Source organism: Streptomyces sp. NPDC050448, assembly GCF_040655295.1.
Taxonomy (GTDB): Bacteria; Actinomycetota; Actinomycetes; order Streptomycetales; family Streptomycetaceae; genus Streptomyces.
This window is the reverse complement of record NZ_JBFAJR010000001.1, coordinates 469,471-494,960: the sequence shown is the minus strand read 5'-3', so window position 1 is coordinate 494,960 and position 25,490 is coordinate 469,471. Positions and strand designations below refer to the sequence as shown.

Below are 25,490 nucleotides of genomic sequence, written 5' to 3'. Positions count from 1 at the left end.
CCTGCTTTCCGAAAACGACCGGACGCGATTGTGCCGTGTGCATTTCCGGTCCGGGTATGTGCCCAGGATGTGGACGCACTTGCCCTGCCGGAAGAGCCGGAGAACGCCCCGCTGCGGGGTGTTCCAGGGGATCGGGGGTCCTCAGCGACCTGTGGTGCGCGGGCCCACCGGCAGCCACGGCGCCAGATGCGCGTCCGCGTCGTCCGCCGAGGAGGTCACGTACAGCCGCGCGTCGAGCCCCACCACCGCCAGGCTGACCGTGTTCCGGCCGGTCATCGTGGACGACGGCGCCCCGACGAACATCAGCGCCGACCGCTCCCACGGCCGCCCCGACCCGAGATCCGAGCCCAGCTGGCCCCCCGCCGAGCGGCCGGCCAGCACGTGCCCGCTCGCCGTCACCGAGCCGAAGCCCTGGAGTCCGCCCAGGTCCGTGAGGCTGTTCACCTTCAGCCCGCCGTCGCCCGTCACCAGGGCGGTACGGACATTGCCCGAGCCCGGCTTGCGGAACCACAGCCGCACCCCGCCCTCGCGCCCCTCCGCGGTGAGCGGGAGCGTCGTGTCCGGCAGTCCCGTGGGGGTGGCCGGCCCCAGCGGCGCGCCCGGCTTCGGCTGTGCCCAGCCCAGCACCGACTTGGTGGTGGCCGCGAACACCATGCGCCGCCCGGCGCCGTCCGTGGCCGTGGCCGGGGTGCCGTGCAGGTCGGCGCCGCCGTACTGCGCCCACGGGCCCCAGCCGCCGTTCGCGAGCTGCACCCGCCCGCGCAGGGTGGACGCGCCGTCGCGGACGTACGCCGCCAACTGCCCCGTGCCGTCGACCGAGACGGCGGGGGCGCTGATGTCGGAGGTCCAGTTCTCGTCGGCGGTCTCGGGCGTGCCCAGCGACTGCCAGTCCCCGAACTGCTCCGCGCCCGGGCCCTTCTGGACGGTGTACACGACCTCGCGCCGGTAGTCCGCGGGCCGCGCGCCGAAGGAGGTACGGGTGCCGAAGGCGGCGATCCGCCCGTCCGGCAGGGTGACGGTGGAGACGCCCGGGTCCATGCCGGTGCCGGGCAGCAGGCGCGGCCCGCTCCAGGCACCGATGGGGCCGGACCGGTGCCAGACGGCGACCTGGCCGTCGAGCACCTTGAAGGCCCACAGGCCGTGCTCCTTGTCCGAGGTCAGCCAGGAAGTGCCGGTGCCGCGGGCGTAGTTGACGGTCGAGGTCCAGCCGTTTCCGGCGGGGTGGTCGGCAACTTTGAGGTCACCGCAGCCGGCGTCACTGCCGCAGTGGTTCTGCTTGTCCAGCCAGGCGTAGGTGCCCAGGATGTCCAGCTTCTCCTTGGCCTCGTCCGGGTCCAGGGCGCTGGGCAGGGAGCTGTTGAAGTAGCCGAGGTAGTTCTGCACCGCGAAGTGCGGGCGGTCCTTCACGCCGACGTCCTGCGCGTACGCGGCCAGGGCGGCCTGTACGAAGCGGGCCCCGTAGAAGTGGTCCTGGTGGTCGGTGTACCGCTTGGTGTCGGGGAACCGGCCGGGGGTGGGGTCCTGGGCGCGGACCGTGGTCGGCTTGTACTGCTCCAGGACGCCGACGATGGTCTGGACGACCTGCTCCTTCGAGTACGAGAACCGCTGCTTGACGGGAGTGCCGGAGGCGAGGACCGACTCCAGCCGCGCCACCTTGCCGTCCCACAGGCCGTGCAGGCTGTCGGGGGCGCTGTCGTAGACGGTGCCGGCCTCGCGCATCTGCAGCCAGACGAGGTTGACCTCGGGCTTGGCGACGAGGACGTCGACCTCGGCGTGGCCGCCGCCCTTGGTGGGGACGACGGTGCGCTTCCAGGCACCGCTGCGGTCGCCGGTGGCCATCTTGGCGTAGGCGGCGCGGATGCCGTTCTGGCGGGCCTCGGCGTAGGCGGGCTTGTTGGGCGGGGTGGAGGCCTGCTTGCCCTCGGTGGCGTTGATGCCGTCCGCCTCGCCGGCGGTGAGGTAGACCGTGGTGACGGGGTGGCCGGCGGCTATGGAGTACCGCAGGTCCGGGTTCATGAAGTACAGGTCGTCGTCGGGGTGGGCGACGATCTGCAGCACGCGGCCGGGGTCCGGGGCGTCGACGGGGGCCGCCGGGGCGGCCGCCTTGCGGTCGGGGATGCCGGTGAGCGCCTCGTTGCCGCGGAGTACGAGCATGCTGCAGGCGGCGGTGGCCGCGCAGAAGGCCACGGCTTTGACGAACCGTGCCCACCGCCGTGCCCCGGCCGCCCCGCGCCCCTGCCGAGCGCCGCGGCGGCCGGACTCCGGGCCGGTGGCGGCGTCCTCGGCAGCGCGCCGCGCGCCACGCCGCCCCCCGGGCGCCGGGGGTTCGGCGTTGCCGGCACGGCGGGAGGCGCGCCCGCCGGGGCGGGTCCCGGCCGCGGCGGCGCCGGTACGGGGGGCCTGCCGGCCGGCGTGCGGCGGCGAGCCCTGCTGGGCTCGGCTGCCGTGCTGGGCCGGCGGCGCGTCAAATCCGGCTGCGCCGGCCGGGGACCGCGACGGGTCCCGGACCGGCCCGCCTGCGTGTGGCTGCGACGGGTGCCGGGCGGGCCCGCCCGGCCGGGGGCTCGACGGGGCCCATCCGGTTCCGGCGGGTGCATGCGACGGGCCGCCCGCCGGCTGCTGCGACGGGGCCCAAGGTCCGTCGTACGGTGGGCCCGACGGGTTCCCGGCCGGTCCGTCCGACGGGGCCTGCGGCGGGTTCCAGCCCGTTCCGGCGGGTGGCTGCGACGGGTGGCCCGTGGGGTAGGGGTGCCATGGGCCCGGGGCGGGATGTCCGTCGGGCATATGGGTCCTTGGGGCCGGTCGGGCGGGGAACGGGCCCGAAGAAGGCGCGTGTTCGGATTAAGTATTCACATAATCCGATAATCCTCCTCATGATATGTGCCCACCCACGCCGGTGAGTCGAACGCCTGCTCCGGCTAGGCTCCCTTCAGGCACGCTTGGGCAGTGGCGGCGACGTACTCGGGAGGCGGCGGGATGACAGTCCCGGGACGCAGGAGCAGCACCTTCATCCGGCTGCTGCGCAGCGGCTTCACCGACCCCTCGGCCGCCGCCCGGCTGCTCGACTCCGACGCGCTGGCCGCCGTACGCACCGATCCGGTGCTCCTCGACGCCCTCGGGGCCACCGCCGATCCCGATCTCGCCCTCCTCGGACTCGTCCGGCTCGCCGAGGCGCAGAGCGACGACGAACGGCCCGTGCTCCTCGACACCCTCGTCAGCGCCAAACCGCTCCGCGACCGCCTCCTCGGCGTGCTCGGCGCGTCCGAGGCGCTCGCCGACCACCTCGCCCGCCACCCGCGCGACTGGCACGCCCTCGTCACCTACGAGGCCGCCGATCTGCACCCCGGCCTCGCCGAGTTCGAGCTGGGGCTGGCCCAGGCGCACGACCCCATCGCCCTGCGCGTGGCCTACCGCCGCTGCCTGCTCTCCATCGCCGCCCGCGACGTCTGCGGCACCATCGACGTCGCCCAGACGGCCGCCGAGCTCGCCGACCTCGCCACCGCCACCCTCCGCGCAGCCCTGCGCATCGCCTCCGCCGCCGCCCCCGACGACGCCGCGCAGTGCCGCCTCGCCGTCATCGCCATGGGCAAATGCGGCGGCAACGAGCTCAATTACGTCTCCGACGTCGACGTCATCTTCGTCGGAGACGCAGCCAACGGCGCCGCCGAGGCCAAGGCCGTCCAGGCCGCCACCCGCCTCGCCTCCCACCTCATGCGGATCTGCTCCGAGACCACCATCGAGGGCACCATCTGGCCCGTCGACGCGAACCTGCGCCCCGAGGGCCGCAACGGCCCCCTCGTCCGCACCCTCGCCTCCCACCTCGCCTACTACCAACGCTGGGCCAAGACCTGGGAGTTCCAGGCTCTGCTCAAGGCCCGCGCCGTGGCCGGCGACCCGGACCTCGGTGCCGAGTACATCGACGCCATAACTCCCCTCGTCTGGCAGGCCGCCGAACGCGAGAACTTCGTCGCCGACGTCCAGAAGATGCGCCGCCGCGTCGTCGACAACATCCCCGCCTCCCAGGTCGACCGCGAGCTCAAGCTCGGCCCCGGCGGCCTGCGCGACGTCGAGTTCGCCGTCCAGTTGCTCCAGCTCGTCCACGGCCGCAGCGACGCCGGCCTGCACTCCGGCACCACCCTCGACGCCCTGCACGCCCTCGCCGCCGGCGGCTACGTCGGCCGCGCCGACGCCGCCCAGCTGAACGACGCGTACCGGTTCCTGCGCGCCATGGAACACCGCATCCAGCTCTACCGGCTGCGCCGCACCCACCTCGTCCCCGAGGACGAGGCCGACCTGCGCCGCCTCGGCCGCTCCCTCGGCCTGCGCACCGAACCCGTCGCCGAGCTCAACAAGGCCTGGCGCCGCCACGCCTCCGTGGTCCGGCGCCTGCACGAGAAGCTCTTCTACCGGCCGCTGCTCGACGCCGTCGCCCAGCTCGCCCCCGGCGAGACCCGGCTCTCCCCGCGCGCCGCCGGCCAGCGTCTCGAAGCCCTCGGCTACGCCGACCCGGCCTCCGCCCTGCGCCACCTCGAAGCCCTCGCCTCCGGCGTCACCCGCAAGGCCGCCATCCAGCGCACGCTGCTCCCCGTCATGCTCGGCTGGTTCGCCGACTCCGCCGACCCGGACGCCGGCCTGCTGAACTTCCGCAAGGTCTCCGACGCCCTCGGCAAGACCCCGTGGTACCTGCGCCTGCTCCGCGACGAGGGCGCCGCCGCCGAGAACCTGGCCCGTGTCCTTTCCGCCGGCCGGCTCGCCCCCGACCTGCTGATGCGCGCCCCCGAGGCCGTCGCCCTGCTCGGCGACCCCGAAGGGCTGCAACCCCGTACGCACGAGGCCCTGGAGCAGGAGGTGCTCGCCGCCGTCGGCCGCGCCGACAGCGCCGAAGCCGGCGTCGCCGCGGCCCGCGGGGTCCGCCGCCGCGAGCTGTTCCGCACCTGCGCCGCCGACATCATCGGCTCGTACGGTACGGAGGACAACCCGGCCGAGGAGAACCCCGGAGCCCTCGTCGACCGGGTCGGCAACGCCGTCTCCGACCTCACCGCCGCCACCATCGCCGGAGCCCTGCGCGCCGCCGTCCGCGACCACTGGGGCGAGATGCTGCCCACCCGCTTCGCGATCATCGGCGTCGGACGCTTCGGCGGCCACGAGCTCGGCTACGGATCCGACGCCGACGTCCTGTTCGTCCACGAACCCCGCGAAGGCGTCGACGAACAGGAAGCCGCGAAGGCCGCCCAGACCGTCATCGCCGAAATGCGCCGCCTGCTCCAGCTCCCCACCGCCGACCCGCCGCTGCTCATCGACGCCGACCTGCGCCCCGAGGGCCGCTCCGGCCCGCTCGTGCGCACCCTGTCCTCGTACGCCGCGTACTACCGGCGCTGGTCCCTGACCTGGGAGAGCCAGGCCCTGCTGCGCGCCGAACCCGTCGCCGGCGACGCCGACCTCGGCGCCCGCTTCATCGAGCTGATCGACCCGCTGCGCTACCCGGCGGAGGGCCTCGGCGAGGACGCCGCACGGGAGATCCGCCGGCTCAAGGCCCGCATGGAGTCGGAGCGGCTGCCCCGCGGCGCCGACCCGACCCTGCACACCAAACTCGGCCGCGGCGGCCTCAGCGACGTCGAGTGGACGGTCCAGCTGATCCAGATGCGGCACGCCTGGTCGGAGCCCGGCCTGCGCACCACCCGGACCCGCGAGGCCCTGGCCGCCGCCCACGCGGCGGGGTTGATCCCGACCGAGGAGGCGCAGGTCCTGGACGAGGCCTGGGTGCTCGCCACCCGGGTCCGCAACGCGGTGATGCTGGTCCGCGGGCGCGCCGGTGACACCTTTCCGTCGGAGGCCCGCGAACTGGCGGCCGTTGGCCGCTACCTCGGCTACGCGGAGGGCACGGCCGGCGAGCTCCTCGACGACTACCGCCGCATCACGCGCCGGGCGCGGGCGGTCGTGGACGAGCTGTTCTACGGGGCGTGACAAGGGAAACCCGGGCCGGGGCGTGAGCCCCGGGCCCGGGTTTCCACGGCGTCAGACCCCGGTCCGCTCCACCGGTATCCACAGCTCTGCGTCCGCCTCGGTCCAGCCCTCCGACGGCCGGGTGCGCAGGATCTCGGGCCCCGGCCTGCTCGCGTACGGGTTGGAGGGGAACCACTGCGTGTACACGTCCCGCCACAGGTGCTGGAGCGCCTGCGGGAACGGCCCGGAGTTCTCGAAGACCGCCCACGTGCCCGCCGGGACGACGCGGACGTCGAGGTCCGCGGGCACCTCGGCACCGGTCACCACGGCGTGGTAATAGTCGAGTTCAGTTCCCTCCTCGCGGCCGGGGGAGAGGTGCTCGGTCACCGAGACGATCCCCTCCGGCTCCTGATCGGACAGCCGCGTGATGCGCTCCACGGTCTCCGCTCCGATGCTCTGGATGAACGCGAGGATCGCCGGATTCACCCCCTCGTGGACGAGCGGGACGCGGGCCTTCCTGCCGGCGACGCGGAACTCTTCCTTCTCCACGATCCGGTACTTCATGGTCGTGCTCCCTTCGACGATGAGCCGGAAGGACATCCGTGGCTGGGAGTGCAGGGCCGCTCCCGTGCGCCTGGCCTCACCCGGGCCGACACCGTGCACCGCACGGAACGCACGCGCGAACGCCTCCGCCGACGTGTAGCCGTACCGAACGGCGACATCCAGCAGCGTCCGCTCCCCGGCGAGCACCTCGGCACCGGCGACCGTCAGCCGCCTGCGCCGGATGTACTCCGACAGCGGGAGCCCCGCCAGCGCGGAGAACATCCGCCGGAAGTGGTACTCGGACGTCACCGCGATCCGCGCCAGATCAGCGATCTCGATCCGCTGGTCGAGATGGCCCTCGATGTGGTCCATGGCCCGGTTCAACTGCTCCAGCACCAGATCTCCTTCCCTTTCGATCACTCACCCTAGGAAGGTCCCACCCTGCCCGACCCGACATCCTGTGCCCGCTTCGGTCGGGTACGGCGGCCCGGCCGGCCGGGCTACGCCGCCAGCACGTCCGGGGGTGGGCAGTCGCGGCAGCGACCCGGGACGGGGGAGCGGAAGGCGCGGTCGCAGCCGTCGCACGTACGGAGCGGATGGACCTCGCGATCCGCGGGTACGCAGTGCGCCGCGCCGGGGTCCGGCAGCCGGGGCGGGAGCAGTTCCCGCAGCCGGTGGGCGAGCAGCGCGGCCGGGGAATGGATGGGCACCATCGGCAGCGACCGCGTCAGGGCGGCGATGACGGCACTCGGGGCCAGCCCGCGCTCCAGCCAGACGGCCGCGGCGGGCGCCAGCCTCACCGTGTCGCGCTCGGACAGCACCAGCCGGGGATCGCGCAGCCGCAGCCGGGCCAGCAGCTCCCGCGCCCGGAGCTCGACTTCCGGGACGTCCGGGGCGGGCTCGGGATCTGCATCCGGTTCCGGCTCCGGCTCCGGTGCAGGCTCGGGGACCGGCTCGGGGGTCGGCTCCGGCGCGGACGCGGCCGGTGGGACGAGCGGCTCGCGGGCCGTCTCCGCCGACCTCGCGGGCGGGTTGTTGTACGAGACCGTGCGGGACACGACCCGGCCACTGGGAAGCCTCTCCCGGAAGCGGGCCAGGTAGCCGTGGTCCTCCAGCTCGTTCAGCGCGGCGGCGATCCGGACCTCGCCCTCCGGGAAGCGGTCGGCCAGGGCCTTGATGGTCACCTTGGCGCCGGTGGGCAGGGACTGGATGTGCGTGGCCAGGCCGATGGCGCTCATGCTCAACTCGCGGTGCTGGGCCAGGTGGTTGCCGATCTTGACGTAGCCGCGGCGGTGATCGTGATTGATGTGCCGGATGCCCGACGAGGCGCGCGAGGGCGCGCTAAACTGCTGGTCAGCCATGGAAGGGTCGTTGCCTTCTCTTGGTCAGGCCCTCGGCGGGATTGGCGTCCCGCACGAGGGCCGAATTGCGTTATGGGGTTGTCGAGGGCCAGCGTGCCCGACGGATTGGCATATGCGCCAGCCGGGTTGGGGCGATTCACCCGTCCAGGTGAGAGGGGGAGGGGGGAGGTAGGGAGAGGTAATTTCCCCCGGTTATTGGTCTTTAGACGTCGGGCGGTACCGGCTATCGATCCACCGGGTCGTGGAAACCTCGATCTGGTGAAATCGGACTGACGCCTCGGGCATCGCTGACGTTCATCGAGAAGGTACTGGGGGAGACATGAGCATCAAGCCGTCGGCCGAGGGCCTCTCCGTGGCGTGGGTCAAGAGCAGCTACAGCACCGCAGACGGGCCCAACTGCATCGAGGTCGCCTGGACCAAGAGCAGTTACAGCACCGCTGACGGAGCCGACTGCGTCGAGGTGGCCCAGCTGCCCGGCACCGTCCTCGTGCGGGACTCCAAAGTGGCCGACGGCGCTCGGCTCACGCTCACCCCCGCCGCCTGGCTCGGCTTCGTCACGTACGCCACCGCGTGAGGACACCGGGTTCGGCTGTCAAGGCCGTGTACCGCTACCGGCGGCCGGATCCCGAGTGCTGGGACGCCGTCGTCACGGCCGTCTGCGACGACACGCGCCACGGTTGGGACGCCGCCAGGGCGGTGGCCCAGGCCGGGCCCGCCGTTTCGGCGCACGCCGACCGGATCGCCGAGGCCCTCGACAAGCGGCTCGGGCCCGTCCAGGAGCTCGCGCTCGCCCTCGCCGGGATGGGCGACGTTCGCGCGCTGCCCGCCCTGCGGACCCTCGCGAAGGACGACCGGCTTCCCTGCGACCGTCCCCGTGCCCGCATCCTGGCCGTGCTGCCCGGCCTGCGACGGGAACCGGAGCCGTACCACGCGAGCATCTCCACCCTCGAACTCCTCGCGCAGTGGGCCCGGCCGCCGTGCCCGAGGTGCTCCCGTACCTGGAGAGCCCGTACGCGTACGACGCCCTGCGCGTCCTCGGCCGGATCGGACCCCCGGCCGCCGTCGCCGCGGACCGGCTGGCCGCGTACGCCACCGGTCGCGCCCCGCAGGCCCGACGCCACCACCTGCGGCGGGCCGCCTGGGCGCACTGGAGGGCCACCGGCGATCCCACGCTCGCCCTCGACGTGTGCGGCGCGGCCGTGGGGTCCGGGAGCGGCAGCCACGGTCTGCCCTTCCTCACCGATCTCGGCCCGCCGGCCGCCGCGCACACGGACCCCGTGCGCGGCCTGATGGAGTCGCCCGGCGCGTGGACCCGGGTCGCCGCGGCGTACGCGTACTGGCGGATGACCGGCGACCTGGAGCCCGCCGTACCGGTGCTCCTGGCGGAGGTGGACCGGGAGTGGACGGGCCTGCCAGCCCGGGAAGCGCTACGCCGCCTCGGCGAGATCGGCGCCCCGGCCGCGGCGGCGGCGCCCCTGCTGCGCCGGATCCTGGCGCCGGAAGAGCGCCTCAGCCACCCCTACGAGGGCGAGCGGATCCTGGCCGACGGGGCCGTAGCGCCGTCACCTCAATGGCGCCGCCGGGCCCGGGCCGAAGCGGTTCTCGGAGCTCGGGGTGATCGCCTCGATGCAGCCGCCGCACACTGCGTACACGCGGGCCGGTCATGGCGAAGAGTCGCCGAGGCGGCTGGGCGCGGACCGGGCGGACCGGGCCTGGAGCCGTCGGGCGGCTGGATCGCCCCCTAGGCCCTGCGGAAGCGGTTCAGCAGGGCTGCCGTGGCCGGGTGGGGGCCGGTCTCCAGGGGGCTGCGGGGGAGGCGGTGCGGGAGGTGGCCGAACCAGGTGCGCGACACCCCGAAACCGAAGGCCAGGCACAGCATGCCGCCGGCCGCGTCGAGCCAGAAGTGGTTCGCGGTGGCCACGATGACGACCAGCGTGGCCGTCGGGTAGAGGAGGCCCAGGATCCGCGCCCACGGCGCCGAGGCCACGGCGAAGATGGTCAGGCCGCACCAGAGCGACCACCCTATGTGCATGGAGGGCATGGCCGCGTACTGGTTCGACATGTGCTTGAGGTTGCCGGAGGCCATGGAGCCCCAGGTGTGGTGGACCACCACGGTGTCGATGAAGCCCCCGCCGTCCATCAGCCTCGGCGGCGCGAGCGGGAAGAAGTAATAGCCGACCAGCGCCACGCCCGTCGTGGCGAAGAGGACGAGGCGGGCGGCAGCGTACCGCCCCGGATGGAAGCGGTAGATCCAGGCGAGCACGCCGAGGGTGACCACGAAGTGGAGCGTGGCGTAGTAGTAGTTCATGCCGACGACCAGCCACGACACCGAATCGACGGCGTGGTTGACGGACCTCTCGACCGCGATGCCGAGGGTGTGCTCCGTCTTCCACAGCCAGTCGGCGTTCGCGAGGGCGTCCGCCTTCTGCTCGGGCACCGCGTTGCGGATGAGCGAGTACGTCCAGTAACTGACCCCGATGAGCAGGACCTCGAACCAGATCCGGGGCCGGCGCGGGGTGCGCAACCGGGAGAAGAGGGCGCGCTGACCCCCCGGACGGGTCTCACTCTCGGTCACGTGAGGTGACGAGACTTCCGTCCTGGGGCCCCCGGCGGTAGCTGGGGGAGTTTCCAGTGTCTTCACGCTCGATTCACCCATGGGGGAAGAGTCTGCCAGATGCGGTCCTGCCCTCGATCATCCCTCGGGAGGGTCTGCGGCGCAGCCGCTCACCCCTGGGGACGAGAGGGTCCCCTACCCCCCGGACCTTCGGCCGGGAGGTGCCCCCAGCTGCGGACCGGAGGCAGTGGATCCGCGGACCACCAGTTCGGGCAGGAAGACGAACTCGCTGGGCGGGGCCGGCGTACCGCCGATCTCCTCCAGGAGCGTGCGGACGGCCGCCTGCCCCATGGCCTGCACGGGCTGCCGGATGGTGGTGAGCGGCGGATCGGTGAACGCTATGAGAGGGGAGTCGTCGAAGCCGACGACCGAGACGTCCTGCGGCACCCGCAGTCCTTGCTGCCGGGCGGCCCGGATCGCCCCGAGCGCCATCATGTCGCTGGCGCACACGATGGCCGTACAGCCGCGCGCGACGAGCGCGGCCGCGGCGGCCTGCCCACCCTCCAGCGTGTAGAGAGAGTGCTGGATGAGCTCCTCGACCTCGGCCTCGTCGAGGCCGAGCCGCTCCTTCATCCCGAGCCGGAAGCCCTCGATCTTGCGCAGGACGGGCACGAACCGCTTGGGCCCGACCGCGAGCCCGATCCGGGTGTGCCCGAGCGCGGTCAGGTGGGTCACGGCGAGCTGCATCGCGGCCCGGTCGTCGGGGGAGACGAAGGGCGCCTGCACCTTGTCGGAGAACCCGTTGATGAGGACGTAGGGGACACCCTGCCCGCGGAGTTGGTCGTAGCGGCCCATGTCGGCGGTCGTGTCGGCGTGCAGCCCGGAGACGAAGATGATGCCGGAGACCCCTCGGTCGACCAGCATCTCGGTCAGCTCGTCCTCGGTGGATCCGCCGGGCGTCTGCGTGGCCAGCACCGGCGTGTACCCCTGCCGGGTCAGCGCCTGGCCGATGACCTGGGCGAGCGCCGGGAAGATGGGGTTGTCCAGCTCGGGGGTTATCAGGCCGACGAGCCCCGCGCTGCGCTGGCGCAGTTTGACGGGGCGCTCGTAGCCGAGCACGTCGAGCGCGGCCAGCACGGACTCGCGGGTGCCTGCGGCCACACCGGGCTTGCCGTTGAGCACGCGGCTGACTGTGGCTTCGCTGACCCCCGCCTGGGCTGCGATGTCGGCTAGCCGTGCGGTCACGGGATTGGACTGTACCGGTCCCCGGCTCACAAAGCCCACCACGTGCACGAATCCGCGGGCAGCAGCACGGTCCGGCCGTCCGTCTCGACCGGGGCACTGGAGAGTACGGGGCGCCCCGGCGAGGGCAGTTCGAGCGGTTCGGACCGGCTGTTGAGGGTGCAGGCGAAGCCGGGCCGGGTGAAGAGGAGGACGCCCTCGGGGGCGGGCAGCCAGGTCAGCGGGCCCGCGTCGGGGGAGCCGAGGCCGGGCAGCGCCCGGCGCAGTTCCAGGGCGGCGCGGTACAGCTCGAGGGTGGAGTGCGGGTCGCCGGTCTGGGCGGCGACGCTCAGCGGGGCCCAGTCCGCGGGCTGCGGGAGCCAGCTGCCGGCCGGGCCGAAACCGTACGGGGGCCGCTCGCCGGACCAGGGCAGCGGGATCCGGCAGCCGTCGCGCAGCCCGTCCTGCCCGGCGGTGCGGAGGAAGGCGGGGTCCTGGCGCACGGCGTCGGGCAGGTCCGCGACCTCCGGCAGGCCGAGCTCCTCGCCCTGGTAGAGGTACGCGGATCCGGGCAGGGCGAGCATCAGCAGCGCGGCGGCCCTGGCCCGGGCCAGGCCCTGCGTCCCGCCGCCGTAGCGGGTGACATGGCGTACGACGTCGTGGTTGGACAGCACCCAGGTGGTGGGGGCGCCGACGGAGGCCGTGGCGGCCAGCGACTCGTCGATCACGGTCCGCATCGCGCGGGCGTCCCAGGGGCAGTTCAGGAAGCGGAAGTTGAAGGCCTGGTGCAGCTCGTCGGGCCGGACGTACAGGGCGAGCCGCTCGGAGGTCGGCGCCCAGGCCTCGGCGACGCCGATGCGCGGGCCCTCGTAGCCGTCGAGCAGCCGCCGCCAGGTGCGGTGGATCTCGTGGACGCCGTCCTGGTCGAAGAAGGGGAGCGGCTCGGCGCCGATCAGGGTGGCCTGGGCGCCGCGGCCGATGTCGGGCAGGCCGGAGGCCTTCACCATCCCGTGGGCGACGTCGATGCGGAAGCCGTCGACGCCGAGGTCGAGCCAGAAGCGCAGGACGGACGCGAACTCCTCCGCGACCTCGGGGTGCTCCCAGTTCAGGTCGGGCTGCTCGGGGGCGAAGAGGTGCAGGTACCACGCGCCGTCCGGGGTCCGGGTCCAGGCGGGGCCGCCGAAGACGGACTCCCAGTCGTTGGGCGGCCGCTCCCCGGCGGGTCCGCGCCCGGGGCGGAAGTGGTACCGGGCCCGGGCCGCGGGGTCGGCGAGGGCCTCCTGGAACCAGACGTGCCGGTGGGAGGTGTGGTTGGGGACCACGTCCACGATGACCCGCAGGCCGAGCGCGTGGGCGGCCCGGACGAGCTCGTCGGCGTCGGAGAGGTCCCCGAAGAGCGGATCGACGGCCCGGTAGTCGGCGACGTCGTAGCCGCCGTCGGCCTGCGGGGAGACGTAGAAGGGGGTGAGCCACACGGCGTCGACCCCGAGCCGGGCCAGGTGGGGCAGGCGCGTGCGCACCCCGCGGAGGTCGCCGATGCCGTCGCCGTCGCTGTCCGCGAAGGACCGGACGTACACCTGGTAGATGACGGCATCGCGCCACCAGCGGCCGCTTGCGGTGGCGTTGCTGGAAGCGCTTGCAAGCCGGGAGGCGGTCAGCTCATGGGTCATATCGGGGTCAACGCGCGTACATGCCCCCTGGTTGCGGGCCCGTTCACCCGAAGACCGTTCGAACTAACAGCAAGCTGCGGCAACCGTCAGGACACACGGATGTAACGATCACCGTCTCTTGCAGAAAATTGCCGCAAGCTCTTTCGGTCGGCTTTCAGGCTTGTTACGTTCCCTGCAACTCGGGACCGCGAGGGCGCGGCCGGGATCATCGAAGGAGTTCATATGCGGCGTGGCATAGCGGCCACCGCGCTGGTCGCGACCCTGGCGCTCGCGGCGACGGCTTGCGGTGGGGACACCAAGGACGACGGCGGCGACACCAAGGCCGGCGGCGAGCTCTCCGGCACGGTCACGTGGTGGGACACCTCGAACGACGCGGAGAAGGCCAGCTTCCAGAAGATCGCCGAGGCGTTCACCGCGAAGCACCCGAAGGTCACCGTCAAGTACGTCAACGTCCCGTACGGCGACGCCCAGAACAAGGTCAAGAACGCCTTCAGCAGCGGTTCCGAAGCCCCGGACGTCATCCGCGCCGACGTCGGCTGGGTCGCCGACTTCGCCTCGCTCGGCTACCTCGACGAGGTCCCGGCCGAGACGGCCAAGAAGGTCGACGCCGACTTCCTGCCCCAGGCCGCGGCCAGCGGCAAGTTCGAGGGCAAGACCTACGCCGTCCCGCAGGTCATCGACACCCTCGGCCTCTTCTACAACAAGAAGATGCTCGCGGACGCCGGCGTCCAGCCCCCCAAGACCCTGGAGGAGCTGAAGACCGCCTCCGCCGCGATCAAGGCGAAGACCGGCAAGGCCGGCCTCTACCTGCGCGGCGACGACTCCTACTGGTTCCTGCCCCTCATCTACGGCGAGGGCGGCGACCTCGTCGACGCGAAGAACAAGACGGTCACCGTCGACAACCCGGCCGGCGTCAACGCGTTCAAGACCGCCCGCGACCTGGTCGCCTCCGGCGCGGCGATCACCAACGCCACCGACGGCTACGTCAACATGCAGACCGCCTTCAAGACCGGCGAAGCCGCCATGATGATCAACGGTCCGTGGGCCGTCGCCGACACCTACGCCGGCGACCAGTTCAAGGACAAGGCCAACCTCGGCATCGCCGCCGTCCCGGCCGGTTCCGTCAAGGCCGGCGCCCCGCAGGGCGGCCACGACCTCGCCGTCTTCGCCGGCTCCAAGAACCGCGCCGCGTCGCACGCCTTCGTCGAGTACATGACCTCGCAGGACGTGCAGGTCCAGTCCGCCAAGGACCTCAGCCTGCTCCCGACGCGGACCGCCGCCTACGAGCAGCCGGACGTCAAGGCCAGCGAGATGGTCCAGTTCTTCAAGCCGGCCGTGGACAAGGCCGTCGAGCGCGCCTGGATCCCGGAGAACGGCTCCCTCTTCGAGCCGCTCAAGGTCGAGTACACGAAGGCGATCACCGGGGCCTCCAGCCCGGAGGACGCGGCCAAGGCGGCCGGCGTCGAGTTCCGCAAGATCCTCAAGGGCTGGAAGTAAACAAGACGATGGCTGCTCACACCAGCCAGTCGGTGGCGAAGGCCGCGGGCAGCGACGGGGAGGACACCGTCGCCGCCCGCGGCCGGAGCCGCAGGACTGACAGCGCGAAGACCCGGAACGGCGGTGGACTGAGGCGCGCCCTCGCCACCCACTGGTACGCCTGGGCCATGGTCGCCCCGGTGGTGCTCGTCCTCGGCGTGATCATCGGCTGGCCGCTCTTCCGCGGCATCTACCTGTCGCTGACCGATGCCAACGAGCGCAACGTCGCCCGTACCATCGGCGTCCGCCACATCGACGCGACGTACCGGTTTGTCGGGCTCGACAACTACACGGCCGTCCTCGGGGACCCGGTGTTCCTCCAGCGACTGGTCTGGACGATCACCTGGACCGTCCTGTGCGTGTCGATCACCTTCACGCTCGGACTGGCCCTGGCCAACATGCTCAACCGGGACTTCCGGGGCCGCGCCGCCTACCGGATGGCGCTCATCCTGCCCTGGGCCGTCCCCGGCTTCGTCTCCGTCTTCGCCTGGCGGTTCCTCTTCAACCGCGACAGCGGGATCCTCAACAAGATCCTCGACGGTGGCGGCATCTCGGCGATTCCGTGGCTCGACGACCCCACCTGGGCGAAGTTCTCCGTCGTCGCCGTCAACGTCTGGCTCGGCGTCCCCTTCATGATGGTCGCCCTGCTCGGCGGTCTGCAGTCCATCCCCGGCGAGCTCTACGAGGCCGCCGAGATGGACGGTGCCACGGCCTGGCAGCGGTTCCGGCACATCACCCTGCCCGGACTGCGCACGGTGAGCATGACCGTGATCCTGCTCTCCACCATCTGGACCTTCAACATGTTCCCGGTGATCTTCCTGCTGACGCGGGGCGGACCGGGTGACTCCACCGAGATCCTGGTGACCCAGGCCTTCCGCGAGGCCTTCGTGTCCAGCCCGCGCGACTTCGCGGGCTCCGCCACCTGGGGCGTGCTCATCCTCGCCCTGCTCATGATCTTCGCGCTGGTCTACCGGCGCTCGCTGCGCAAGCAGGGAGAGGTGTGGTGACCGTGACGACCTCGAGCACCCCGAGTAACCCCAGTACCCCGCGCATCAGGGGGCAGCGCTCCCCGCTCGCCTCCACCGGCCTGCACGCCACCCTGATCGTCGCGTCCGTGATCGCCGTCTTCCCGGTGCTGTGGGTCCTGCTGACCTCGATCAAGCCCGCGAAGCACGCCATCTCCACGGACTTCGTGAAGGAACCGACCTTCGACAACTACCGGTACCTGCTGGAGTCGACCTCCTTCCTCACCTGGTTCGGCAACTCCGTGCTCGTCGCCGGCATCACCACCGTGCTCGGCGTGTTCATCGCCGCCACCACGGGCTACGCGGTCAGCCGGTTCAAGTTCCCCGGCATGAAGCCGCTGATGTGGACCCTGCTCATCACGCAGATGTTCCCGATGGCCATCCTCATCGTCCCGCTCTACAACCTCATGGGACAGCTGGGGCTGCTCAACCAGCCGCTCGGCCTGATCATCACGTACCTCACCATCGCGGTGCCGTTCTGCGCCTGGATGATGAAGGGCTTCTTCGACACCATCCCGGTCGAGATCGACGAATCCGGCCGCGTCGACGGGCTCAACCCCTTCGGCACCTTCTGGCGCCTCATCCTCCCGCTGGCCAAGCCCGGCCTCGCCGTCACCGGCTTCTACTCCTTCATCACCGCCTGGGGCGAAGTCGCGTACGCCTCCGCCTTCATGGTCGGCGACGAACACCTCACCCTCGCCGGAGGCCTGCAGACCTTCGTCACGCAGTACACCTCCAACTGGGGTGCGATGAGTGCCGCTTCCGTCCTCATCGCCATCCCCGCCGCAGTCTTCTTCCTCTTCGCCCAGCGTCACCTCGTCGCCGGGATGACGGCAGGCGCGACCAAGGGCTGACCCCCTCGCGACCACGGGCTGACCACCCGGCGCCTGCCCCCACACACCCCCGGCCCGATCTCTTCAAGGACGACATGACCCAGCACCTCGCCGACGCACTGACCTCGGACAGTGGCCTTCCCACCCCGACCGGCACCCGGCCCGGTTGGTGGAGAGAAGCGGTGATCTACCAGGTCTATCCGCGCAGCTTCGCCGACTCCAACGGGGACGGCATGGGGGACCTCGAAGGCATCCGCAGCCGACTGCCCTACCTCAAGGAGCTGGGCGTCGACGCCGTCTGGCTCAGCCCCTTCTACGCCTCCCCGCAGGCCGACGCCGGCTACGACGTCGCCGACTACCGGGCCATCGACCCCATGTTCGGCACCCTGCACGACGCCGACGCCGTGATCCGCGAAGCCCACGAGCTGGGCTTGCGCATCATCGTGGACCTGGTCCCCAACCACTGCTCCGACCAGCACGAATGGTTCAAGCAGGCACTGCGGGAAGGCCCCGGCAGCCCGCTGCGCGAGCGCTTCCACTTCCGCCCGGGGCAGGGCGCGGACGGCTCCGAGCCCCCGAACGACTGGGAGTCCATCTTCGGCGGGCCCGCCTGGACCCGCGTCGCCGACGGCGAGTGGTACCTGCACCTCTTCGCCCCCGAGCAGCCCGACTTCAACTGGGAACACCCCGCCGTCCAGGACGAGTTCCGCTCCGTGCTCCGGTTCTGGCTCGACCTGGGGGTCGACGGCTTCCGCATCGACGTCGCCCACGGTCTCGTCAAGGCCCCCGGCCTGCCCGACCTCGGCCGCGACGAACAGCTCAAGCTGCTCGGCAACCAGGTGCTGCCCTTCTTCGACCAGGACGGGGTCCACGAGATCTACCGCTCCTGGCGGACCGTGCTGGACGAGTACGCCGGCGACCGCATCGGCGTCGCCGAGGCCTGGACCCCGAGCGCCGACCGCACCGCGCTCTACCTGCGCCCCGACGAGCTGCACCAGGCCTTCAACTTCCACTACCTGAACACCGGCTGGGACGCGGCCGCGCTGCGCGGCGCCATCGACGACTCGCTCGACGCGATGCGCACCGTGGGCGCCCCGACGACGTGGGTGCTGTCCAACCACGACGTCGTACGGCACGTCACGCGGTACGGCGGCGGCGCCCAGGGCCTCGCCCGCGCGCGGGCCGCCGCGCTGCTGATGCTCGCCCTGCCCGGGTCGGCGTACGTCTACCAGGGCGAGGAGCTCGGCCTGCCGGAGGTCGTGGACCTGCCCGACGAGGTGCGCCAGGACCCGTCCTTCTTCAAGGAGAACGGCCAGGACGGACTGCGCGACGGCTGCCGCGTGCCGATCCCGTGGTCGGGCGACCAGGCCCCGTACGGCTTCGGCGAGGGCGGCAGCTGGCTGCCCCAGCCGGCCGAGTGGGCGGGCCTGAGCGTGGCCGCCCAGACGGGCGACCCCTCCTCCACGCTGGAGCTGTACCGGGCGGCGCTGCGGATCCGCCGGGAGCGGGCCGAGCTGGGCGCGGGCGACGCGGTGGAGTGGCTGCAGGCGCCGGAGGGCGTCCTGGCGTTCCGCCGCGGGGACTTCGTCTGCACCGTGAACACGACGGGGGAGGCCGTACGCATGTCCCCGCCCGGCACCGTGCTCCTCGCCAGCGACGACCTGACGGACCCCGGAGTCCTCGGGGCCGACACGGCGGTGTGGTGGCAGGGGTGACCTCCGCGCTCCGGCTGACGGACATCGCCGCGCAGGCCCAGGTCAGCGAGGCGACGGTCAGCCGTGTGCTCAACGGCAAGGCGGGCGTGGCGGCCGGCACCCGGCACAAGGTGCTGGCCGCCATGGACCTGCTCGGCTACGAGCGGCCCGTACGGCTGCGCCGCCGCAGCAACGGCCTGGTGGGGCTCCTCATCCCGGAGCTGACCAACCCGATCTTTCCGGCGTTCGCGCAGGTCATAGAGCAGGCGCTGGCAGGCCACGGGTACACGCCGGTGCTGTGCACGCAGACGCCGGGCGGCGCCACCGAGGACGAACTGGTGGAGCAGCTGGAGGAGCGGGGGGTCACGGGGATCGTCTTCCTGTCCGGCCTGCACTCGGACTCGTCCCTGGACCCCTCCCGCTACCAGAGGCTGTCCTCCCGGGGCGTCCCCTTCGTCCTGATCAACGGCTTCAACGAGCACGTCAACGCCCCCTTCATCTCCCCGGACGACCGGGCGGCCGCCGACATGGCCGTCCGGCACCTCGAGGACCTCGGCCACCGGCGGATCGGCCTGGCCATCGGGCCGACCCGGTACGTGCCGTCGGCCCGCAAGGAGCAGGGCTTCGTCGCCGCCGTGCCGGGGGCCGAGGAGGACGGCCTCATCCAGCGCACGCTGTTCACGGTGGAGGGCGGCCACGCGGCGGGGGGCGCCCTGCTGGACCGCGGCTGCACCGGCATCGTGTGCGGCAGCGACCCGATGGCGCTCGGCGTGATCCGCGCGGTCCGCGAGCGGGGGCTGCGGGTACCGGAGGACGTGTCGGTGGTCGGCTTCGACGACTCGCCGCTGATCGCCTTCACGGACCCGCCGCTGACGACGATCCGCCAGCCGGTCCGCGCGATGGCGACGGCTGCGGTCGGCGCCCTCCTGGAGGCGGTCGGCGGCACCCCGGTCCAGCGCACGGAGTACGTGTTCCAGCCCGAACTGGTGGTACGGGGATCCACGGGGCAGGGGCCGGGGGAGTAGGGGGAGGGTGGGGCGGGCTGCGCAGCGCGGGCCGCTTCCACCCCCGAGCGGTGTCGGGCCCGGCCGGTGGTCGCCCGCCCGGCCCCGGCGGCTGAGAGGGCGGGGCGGGAGGCTGCCGGACGAGGGGGTATCAGGCGCCCGGCCCCGCTGCGGCCTGCCTTGGGCGGCTTCGGCCGGACGGTGTCGGGAGTGGGTACGGGGGCTTCCCGTCAGTCCACTGTCCTTCCGGTGCGTGCCGGGCCGTCAAGGGCGCTCCTCCTCGTTCCTCGTCGTCGCGTCGCTTCGCGATGTCGCTGCGCTCCACCCCTGACTGCCCGGCCCGCCCCGGAAAGACGAAGACTGCCGGGAAGCCCCCGAAGGATGGCCGGGGGTTCGGATTCCGATGAGCCCTGATCGGAGATGCCGCCCGGCGGCCCCTGTCATCCCGGGTTTCCGTCCCGGGACCACCGAGCCCGGCCCGGATGCGGCGCGGGGAGGGGAACGGCTCCGTCAAGGGCCCATCGTCGGGCGTCCCGGGTCGGGGGGCGGGGGCAAGCCGCAGGAGGCAGCGTGCAGATGCCCGTGGAGCTCCGGTTGGCCCGTGGGCGCGGCAGATCGCTACGCGCTTCGGCCGGCTTGGCGTCCGGCTGCCGTCTGGGGCGAGCATCTCAGCGGACGACGGGGCCTTGCCCGCTTCGCCAGTCGTCGATCCGTTTGCGGAGCCTTTCCGGGAACATTGTTCGGCCTGCCCCGCTGCCCAGAGCACTCGAATCAGCTGACGGCCTTTTCAATGGCCTCGAAGATGTCGGCATCGGTCTCCTGTTGCCAGTTCGGCAGGTCGGGCCAGTCAGCCACGTACGCGGGCTTGGGATCCTCGAAGCGCTTGAACATCTGGGCTGTCCAGCACGTTGCGACGAACCGGCTCTTCTGCTCGCGGGACAGCCTCGATGTGTGACCGCCGCTGATCTCGACGAACTGGCGGACCTGCTCGTAGACGGACCCGGCCGCCTCGCGCTCCCACTGCGGGGTGTCGTCCCACGGCGTGACGTAGCCGGGCTTGGGTTCCCCTGGGAAGTGCTGGTGCACGCCCGCGATCCACGTCTCCCGGAACAGCCGTGCACCTTCGGTCTGCGACATGCCAACTCCTCTTGTCACGGTGAGCCCAGTGCGGCGATCTCCGCCCCCAGCTCCGCCACGCTGTGGTTGTGCCTCAAGGGGCCGAACTCGTCGCACAGGGCTCGGAGTCTACGGGCGACGTATCCGGAGGACGAGGCTTGGGCCAGTCGGACAGCCTCTCGGCCGTACGCAACCACCTGCTCGGGATCGCGTCGTTTCGCGCCGATCGCGGCCAGGTCGGCCAGCACCGCACCTCTACGCCGGTACGACTGACCCGACGCAAGAGCGGTCTCTTGTAGCGCGCGATTCAAAGTCTCCTCTGCCAGGTCCAGGCGGCCAAGCCGCACGTACCGTGCTCCACGCTCCTCGGCCATCCGTGTGCCGTCGAACCGGAGCCATCCGCCGTTGGAGCTGTCCGGAGCGAGGTCTTTGACCTCCTCTGCCTGGTCCAGCGCGCGTTCACATGCCGCCAAATCGCCGAGACCGGCATACGCCTGTGCCTGAACCGATGCGATCCAATGGCGAGTCGAAAGACCCCTGTCCCCTTGCCCGGCCAGACGCTCGGCTGCACCGAGGATCTGCGCCGCCTGGCGGTAGCGCTGCTCGGACATCTCCACGTAGGCGTGGCGCACGAGGGCACAGGCCCACAGGTCGTAGCACCCTGCGTCCTTGCTGACCGACGCTGCGAGCGAGTATGAGGCCGCGGCATCGGTGTATCGGTTACTGTCGAACGCGACCTCGCCGGCCATTTGGAAGAGGTCGGCCGTCGCATACAAGAGCAACTCAGAACGACCTCCGCCGGTGGTCAATGCCTCGTTCAGCGCCGCGAGCTGGTCTCTGATGACCGGGTAGACCGAGCCCTTGAACGGGCCAGCTGGTAGACCTGCCACAGGTGCCTGTTCATCCGCTCGAAGTCGGCTGGGGTCCTCCTGAGTACCCCGTCCGCGAGAGCCTCGACTTCGTCGGCCGACAGGGCGGTCAGCGCCCCGCTGACGGTGAGAACGCGGAGGAATTCGCGGCGGATCATCTCGTCGGGGTCTCCCGCAGTTGAATGGTCACTGGACTGCTGGGTTGGGGTCTCCGGGCATGAGGTTCGTAGCTCCGCCAGGAGGGAGTCGAGCTCTTGGAGGCTGAGCCCGAGCGCGGTTGCCAAGCCTCGTCGCTGGGGTGGTTGGGGCGCGACTCTCCCGCTCTCCCAGCGCCCGATCGTGGTGCGGTCAACGCCGAGTAACTCGGCCAGTTTCTCCTGGCTGTAACCCAGGGACTTACGCCGTTCAGGCAACCCCATGACGCTCCCTTCCCGCGCCCTTGAACCTTCGGTACCCGTCCACGGATCTGACCCAAGAATGCGGCATGTATGCCGTGGAGAACGCCGACTTCCGGCAGTTTCCTTGGAGTTACCGCGAACGAGGCGGGCACGGCACTGCGGAAGGGCTCGGGCATGGCAACGAAGAACGGCGCTCTGGTGGCCAATGGGTTCGGGGGGTCGCTGTGATCCGGGGGCTGGGTGGGGGTGAGCTGCGGGTGCTGATGACCGTGCGGGTGTCTCGCGATGCGGGGCGGACGTGGGAGCAGGAGTCCGTGGTGCGGGAGGGCGATCCGGTCGTCGTCCTGGCGTCGCCGGAGCGGTTTCCGCCGTGTGACTGCGCGCGCTGCCTCGGGCGCCGGACGGTCCGGGCCCGGTCGCTGCGGCCTGCGCCATGAAGTTGAACGATCGCTGCGAGTCGAAGGAGAGCGGCATGGGATGGGGAACGGGCAAGGGCGGAAGCGGGGGCGATGGGAAGCACGCGGGGAAGAAGGACCCGGGCACGGCGAAGCCATCTTCGGATACGGCCAAGCCGCCGCCGGAGCCGAAGCACAAGGGGAAGTAGGCGTACGGGGATGACGCAGATCGGAGCGGGCGAGCGGGCCGCCATGCGCAGCTTGCTCGGCTCGGTGAACGAGAGCCTGGGCGCCCCGCTGGCGCCAGCCTGGGAAAGCGCATTCTGGGCCGTGCCCCGGCATGCCTTTCTGCCCGAGACGGTATGGGTGGGTGACGACTTGGCGGAATGCTCCCGAGATCTGGCGCCGGCGTCCTGGCTGCGCCACGCGTACGCGGATACTGCCGTGGTCACTCAGGTCAACGACGGGCAGGAGGCGGAGCCCGGGGAGCGCTGGGCTTCCTGTTCGGCTTCGGCACCCTCGATCGTCTTCCGCATGCTCGACATGCTGGATACGGCGGCGGGTCACAACGTGTTGGAGATCGGCGCGGGGACAGGGTGGAATGCGGGCTTGCTGGCATACCGCCTTGGGCCGGAGCGGGTGACCACGGTCGATGTGGATCCGGCACTGGCCGCGCACGCGGGGGACCGTCTCAGGAGCGTGGGTCTGGCGCCGAAAGGGATCTGCGGTGACGGGGCCTTCGGGTGCGAGGCCGGAGGTCTTTACGACCGCGTGATCGCGACGTGTTCGGTGCGGTCGATTCCACCGGCGTGGATCAGGCAGACGAAGCCGGGCGGGGTCATCCTTGCGCCATGGGAGTCGCCGTGGTTCTGCTACGGGCTGCTGCGACTGACCGTGGACGGGTACGGGGCCGCCTCGGGCTCCTTCTTCCCGCACTCGGCGTTCATGCTGATGCGCGGACAGCGCACGGACCTGCGGATCTACCGCGATGTGGTCCGAGAGGAACACATGCCGATCGAATCCCGTACCCGGCTGTCTCCGTGGGCGGTCTCCGGCGACGACTGGGCAGCTCAGTTCGCGATCGGACTCCAGCTGCGCAACGTCTGGCGGACCTGGCACGACGCCCCCGATGTGAAGGGCGTCGCCTCGCGGTTGTGGCTGGGCACGACCGATGCCATGTCGTGGGCTGCCGTGGACTGGGACGGCGAGCGCTCCGACCGGTTCACCGTGTGGGAGCACGGGCCGCGGCGCTTGTGGGAATCGGTCGAGGCCGCCCACGGCTGGTGGCGCGCTGCGGGTCGCCCTGGGCCTGAACGCTTCGGTCTCACCGTTCGCCCGGACGGAAGCCATATGGCTTGGCTCGACACGCCGGACCGTGCCGTGCCCGACCTGAGCTGAACGATCCGCCTCTGCCTCGTCGGGTGTTGGCTTGGCGGGGCGTCTTGGGCGTAGCAGTGCCGTCTGTCCGGCAGGACACGCCCTGGAAACAATTCTGCAATCTCTTGCGCAAAGTCTTGCAGCGCTCTTACCTGGCCCCTACGGTCGCTGGCATCCCCACCTCTTCCGCCAGGAGGCCCCCCCGCATGCCTGCCAGAGCCGTCAGGGCTGCAACACTTTTCGCCGCCACCGCACTTGCCGCCGCCACCCTCGCCGGTCAGGCGCCGCAGGCCGTTGCCGCGGCGCCCGGTGACAAGGACGTCACGGCCGTGCTGTTCGAGTGGCGGTTCGACTCCGTCGCCAAGGCCTGCACCGATTCGCTCGGGCCCGCCGGGTACGGGTACGTGCAGGTTTCGCCGCCCCAGGAGCACATCCAGGGGTCGCAGTGGTGGACTTCGTACCAGCCCGTCAGTTATCGGATCGCCGGACGGTTGGGTGATCGGGCCGCGTTCAAGGCCATGGTCGACACCTGTCACGCCGCCGGGGTGAAGGTCGTCGCCGACTCCGTGATCAACCACATGGCCGCCGGCGACGGCGTCGGGACCGGTGGGTCCTCGTACACGAAGTACAACTATCCGGGGATCTACTCCGGTTCCGACATGGACGACTGCCGCGCGACCGTCTCCAACTACCAGGACCGGGCCAATGTGCAGAACTGCGAGCTCGTGCAGCTCGCCGATCTGGACACGGGTGAGGACTACGTGCGCGGGCGGATCGCCGGGTACCTGAACGACCTGCTGTCGCTGGGCGTCGACGGCTTCCGGATCGACGCCGCCAAGCACATGCCCGCCGCCGACCTCGCCAACATCAAGTCCCGGTTGGCGAACCCTTCCGTCTACTGGAAGCAGGAGGCGATCTACGGGGCCGGTGAGGCCGTGTCGCCGAGTGAGTACCTCGGCAACGGCGATGTGCAGGAGTTCCGTTACGCCCGGGACCTCAAGCGCGTCTTCCAGAGCGAGAACCTCGCCTACCTGAAGAACTTCGGCGAGGCCTGGGGGTACATGCCGAGCGGGCAGTCCGGTGTCTTTGTCGACAATCATGACACCGAGCGGGTCGGCGACACCCTGAACTACAAGGACGGCTCCGCCTACACCCTCGCCAGCGTCTTCATGCTGGCCTGGCCGTACGGGTCCCCCGACGTGCACTCCGGGTACGAGTGGACCGACAAGGACGCCGGCCCGCCCAACGGCGGAGCGGTGAACGCCTGTTACGCCGACGGGTGGAAGTGCCAGCACGCCTGGCGGGAGATCTCCTCCATGGTCGGCTTCCGCAACGCGGCCCGCGGCCAGGCCGTCACCGACTGGTGGGACAACGGCGGGGACCAGATCGCCTTCGGGCGCGGCGCCAAGGCGTACGTCGCCATCAACCACGAGGGCGCGGGCCTCACCCGGACCTTCCAGACCTCCTTGGCCGCCGGCGACTACTGCGATGTGCAGAGCGGGCGCACGGTCACGGTGAACTCCGCCGGGCAGTTCACCGCCACCCTGGGGGCCGGTACCGCCCTTGCCCTGCACGTGAACGCCCGTACCTGCACCGGCACACCCGCAAGCCCCGCCGGCGCCGCCTTCGCCGTCAACGCCACCACCGCCCTCGGGCAGAACGTCTACGTCACCGGGGACCGCGCCGAGCTCGGCGGCTGGAACACCGCCGGCGCCCTCAAGCTCGACCCGGCGGCCTACCCCGTCTGGAAGCTCGACGTGTCGCTCCCGGCCGGGACCGCCTTCTCGTACAAGTACCTCCGCAAGGACGCCGCCGGGAACGTCACCTGGGAGAGCGGGGCCAACCGCACCGCCACCGTCCCGGCGAGCGGCACGGTCCTGCTGAACGACACCTGGCGCAACTGACCCCCTCCTCACACAGACCAGGGCCGCCCGGCATCCGTATCCCTGCC

17 protein-coding genes and 1 pseudogene are annotated in these 25,490 nt (G+C 71.5%); 10 read left to right on the top strand and 8 right to left on the bottom strand.

What is annotated here, in order from left to right; all coding sequences use genetic code 11:
- Positions 1-141 precede the first annotated feature (141 nt).
- Positions 142-2,187 (bottom strand): PIG-L family deacetylase, encoded by a 2,046-nt coding sequence (locus tag AB0I68_RS02275; RefSeq protein ID WP_363175260.1) that lies wholly within the window; start codon positions 2,185-2,187, stop codon positions 142-144.
- A gap of 789 nt (positions 2,188-2,976) precedes the next feature.
- On the opposite strand from AB0I68_RS02275, the gene AB0I68_RS02270 reads away from it, so the two are divergent.
- On the top strand, positions 2,977-5,964 hold the full coding sequence (locus tag AB0I68_RS02270; RefSeq protein WP_363175259.1) for a bifunctional [glutamine synthetase] adenylyltransferase/[glutamine synthetase]-adenylyl-L-tyrosine phosphorylase: 2,988 nt from the start codon (positions 2,977-2,979) through the stop codon (positions 5,962-5,964).
- 51 nt (positions 5,965-6,015) lie between these two features.
- Here AB0I68_RS02270 and AB0I68_RS02265 read toward each other — a convergent pair whose 3' ends face one another.
- Positions 6,016-6,882: an AraC family transcriptional regulator gene (locus tag AB0I68_RS02265; RefSeq protein ID WP_363175258.1), complete on the bottom strand. Its 867-nt coding sequence runs from the start codon at positions 6,880-6,882 to the stop codon at positions 6,016-6,018.
- Positions 6,883-6,986: 104 nt separating this feature from the next.
- Positions 6,987-7,847 (bottom strand): helix-turn-helix domain-containing protein, encoded by an 861-nt coding sequence (locus tag AB0I68_RS02260; RefSeq protein WP_363175257.1) that lies wholly within the window; start codon positions 7,845-7,847, stop codon positions 6,987-6,989.
- Between the two features lie 319 nt (positions 7,848-8,166).
- Between AB0I68_RS02260 and AB0I68_RS02255 the strand changes: the two genes are divergently transcribed.
- Together AB0I68_RS02255 and AB0I68_RS02250 are read left to right on the top strand one after the other, a co-directional pair.
- Positions 8,167-8,421: a DUF397 domain-containing protein gene (locus tag AB0I68_RS02255; RefSeq protein WP_363175256.1), complete on the top strand. Its 255-nt coding sequence runs from the start codon at positions 8,167-8,169 to the stop codon at positions 8,419-8,421.
- 388 nt (positions 8,422-8,809) lie between these two features.
- Positions 8,810-9,592: a hypothetical protein gene (locus tag AB0I68_RS02250; RefSeq protein ID WP_363175255.1), complete on the top strand. Its 783-nt coding sequence runs from the start codon at positions 8,810-8,812 to the stop codon at positions 9,590-9,592.
- Here the strand turns inward: AB0I68_RS02250 and AB0I68_RS02245 are convergent.
- From AB0I68_RS02245 to AB0I68_RS02235, 3 genes are all read right to left on the bottom strand, one after another.
- The gene (locus tag AB0I68_RS02245; protein WP_363175375.1) at positions 9,589-10,521 is read right to left on the bottom strand and encodes a phosphatase PAP2 family protein; all 933 of its coding nucleotides are present in this window, start codon (positions 10,519-10,521) and stop codon (positions 9,589-9,591) included. The two genes, AB0I68_RS02250 and AB0I68_RS02245, sit on opposite strands and share 4 nt — an antisense overlap.
- Positions 10,522-10,596: 75 nt before the next feature.
- Positions 10,597-11,646 (bottom strand): LacI family DNA-binding transcriptional regulator, encoded by a 1,050-nt coding sequence (locus AB0I68_RS02240; protein WP_363175254.1) that lies wholly within the window; start codon positions 11,644-11,646, stop codon positions 10,597-10,599.
- A gap of 26 nt (positions 11,647-11,672) precedes the next feature.
- Positions 11,673-13,292 (bottom strand): alpha-amylase family glycosyl hydrolase, encoded by a 1,620-nt coding sequence (locus AB0I68_RS02235; RefSeq protein ID WP_363175253.1) that lies wholly within the window; start codon positions 13,290-13,292, stop codon positions 11,673-11,675.
- Positions 13,293-13,514: 222 nt separating this feature from the next.
- Between AB0I68_RS02235 and AB0I68_RS02230 the strand changes: the two genes are divergently transcribed.
- From AB0I68_RS02230 to AB0I68_RS02210, 5 genes are all read left to right on the top strand, one after another.
- On the top strand, positions 13,515-14,789 hold the full coding sequence (locus tag AB0I68_RS02230; RefSeq protein WP_363175252.1) for an extracellular solute-binding protein: 1,275 nt from the start codon (positions 13,515-13,517) through the stop codon (positions 14,787-14,789).
- 8 nt (positions 14,790-14,797) lie between these two features.
- Positions 14,798-15,835, top strand: a complete 1,038-nt coding sequence (locus AB0I68_RS02225) for a sugar ABC transporter permease (RefSeq protein ID WP_363175251.1) — start codon at positions 14,798-14,800, stop codon at positions 15,833-15,835.
- 2 nt (positions 15,836-15,837) lie between these two features.
- Positions 15,838-16,707, top strand: coding sequence for a carbohydrate ABC transporter permease (locus AB0I68_RS02220; protein WP_363175250.1), 870 nt, complete (start codon positions 15,838-15,840; stop codon positions 16,705-16,707).
- Positions 16,708-16,781: 74 nt separating this feature from the next.
- Entirely contained in the window at positions 16,782-18,401 is a 1,620-nt protein-coding gene (locus tag AB0I68_RS02215) for a glycoside hydrolase family 13 protein (RefSeq protein WP_363175249.1), read from the top strand.
- Positions 18,398-19,405, top strand: a complete 1,008-nt coding sequence (locus AB0I68_RS02210) for a LacI family DNA-binding transcriptional regulator (protein WP_363175248.1) — start codon at positions 18,398-18,400, stop codon at positions 19,403-19,405. Before AB0I68_RS02215 ends, AB0I68_RS02210 begins: the two co-directional genes overlap by 4 nt.
- A gap of 750 nt (positions 19,406-20,155) precedes the next feature.
- Here the strand turns inward: AB0I68_RS02210 and AB0I68_RS02205 are convergent.
- A complete protein-coding gene (locus AB0I68_RS02205; protein WP_363175247.1) occupies positions 20,156-20,521 on the bottom strand; it encodes a hypothetical protein in 366 nt (121 codons plus the stop codon).
- Positions 20,522-20,535: 14 nt separating this feature from the next.
- A pseudogene (locus AB0I68_RS02200) lies at positions 20,536-21,788 on the bottom strand (helix-turn-helix domain-containing protein).
- A gap of 593 nt (positions 21,789-22,381) precedes the next feature.
- Here AB0I68_RS02200 and AB0I68_RS02195 point away from each other — a divergent pair.
- Entirely contained in the window at positions 22,382-23,560 is a 1,179-nt protein-coding gene (locus tag AB0I68_RS02195) for a methyltransferase domain-containing protein (protein WP_363175246.1), read from the top strand.
- 185 nt (positions 23,561-23,745) lie between these two features.
- Positions 23,746-25,443: a carbohydrate-binding module family 20 domain-containing protein gene (locus AB0I68_RS02190; RefSeq protein ID WP_363175245.1), complete on the top strand. Its 1,698-nt coding sequence runs from the start codon at positions 23,746-23,748 to the stop codon at positions 25,441-25,443.
- Positions 25,444-25,490 lie beyond the last annotated feature (47 nt).

What these genes read in the sequence shown, in the direction of transcription:
- AB0I68_RS02270 (WP_363175259.1), top strand. Translation starts at nt 2,977, where the DNA reads ATGACAGTCCCGGGACGCAGGAGCAGCACCTTCATCCGGCTGCTGCGC.
- AB0I68_RS02260 (WP_363175257.1), bottom strand. Translation starts at nt 7,847, where the DNA reads ATGGCTGACCAGCAGTTTAGCGCGCCCTCGCGCGCCTCGTCGGGCATC.
- AB0I68_RS02255 (WP_363175256.1), top strand. Translation starts at nt 8,167, where the DNA reads ATGAGCATCAAGCCGTCGGCCGAGGGCCTCTCCGTGGCGTGGGTCAAG.
- AB0I68_RS02235 (WP_363175253.1), bottom strand. Translation starts at nt 13,292, where the DNA reads ATGACCCATGAGCTGACCGCCTCCCGGCTTGCAAGCGCTTCCAGCAAC.
- AB0I68_RS02230 (WP_363175252.1), top strand. Translation starts at nt 13,515, where the DNA reads ATGCGGCGTGGCATAGCGGCCACCGCGCTGGTCGCGACCCTGGCGCTC.
- AB0I68_RS02225 (WP_363175251.1), top strand. Translation starts at nt 14,798, where the DNA reads ATGGCTGCTCACACCAGCCAGTCGGTGGCGAAGGCCGCGGGCAGCGAC.
- AB0I68_RS02215 (WP_363175249.1), top strand. Translation starts at nt 16,782, where the DNA reads ATGACCCAGCACCTCGCCGACGCACTGACCTCGGACAGTGGCCTTCCC.
- AB0I68_RS02205 (WP_363175247.1), bottom strand. Translation starts at nt 20,521, where the DNA reads ATGTCGCAGACCGAAGGTGCACGGCTGTTCCGGGAGACGTGGATCGCG.
- AB0I68_RS02195 (WP_363175246.1), top strand. Translation starts at nt 22,382, where the DNA reads ATGACGCAGATCGGAGCGGGCGAGCGGGCCGCCATGCGCAGCTTGCTC.
- AB0I68_RS02190 (WP_363175245.1), top strand. Translation starts at nt 23,746, where the DNA reads ATGCCTGCCAGAGCCGTCAGGGCTGCAACACTTTTCGCCGCCACCGCA.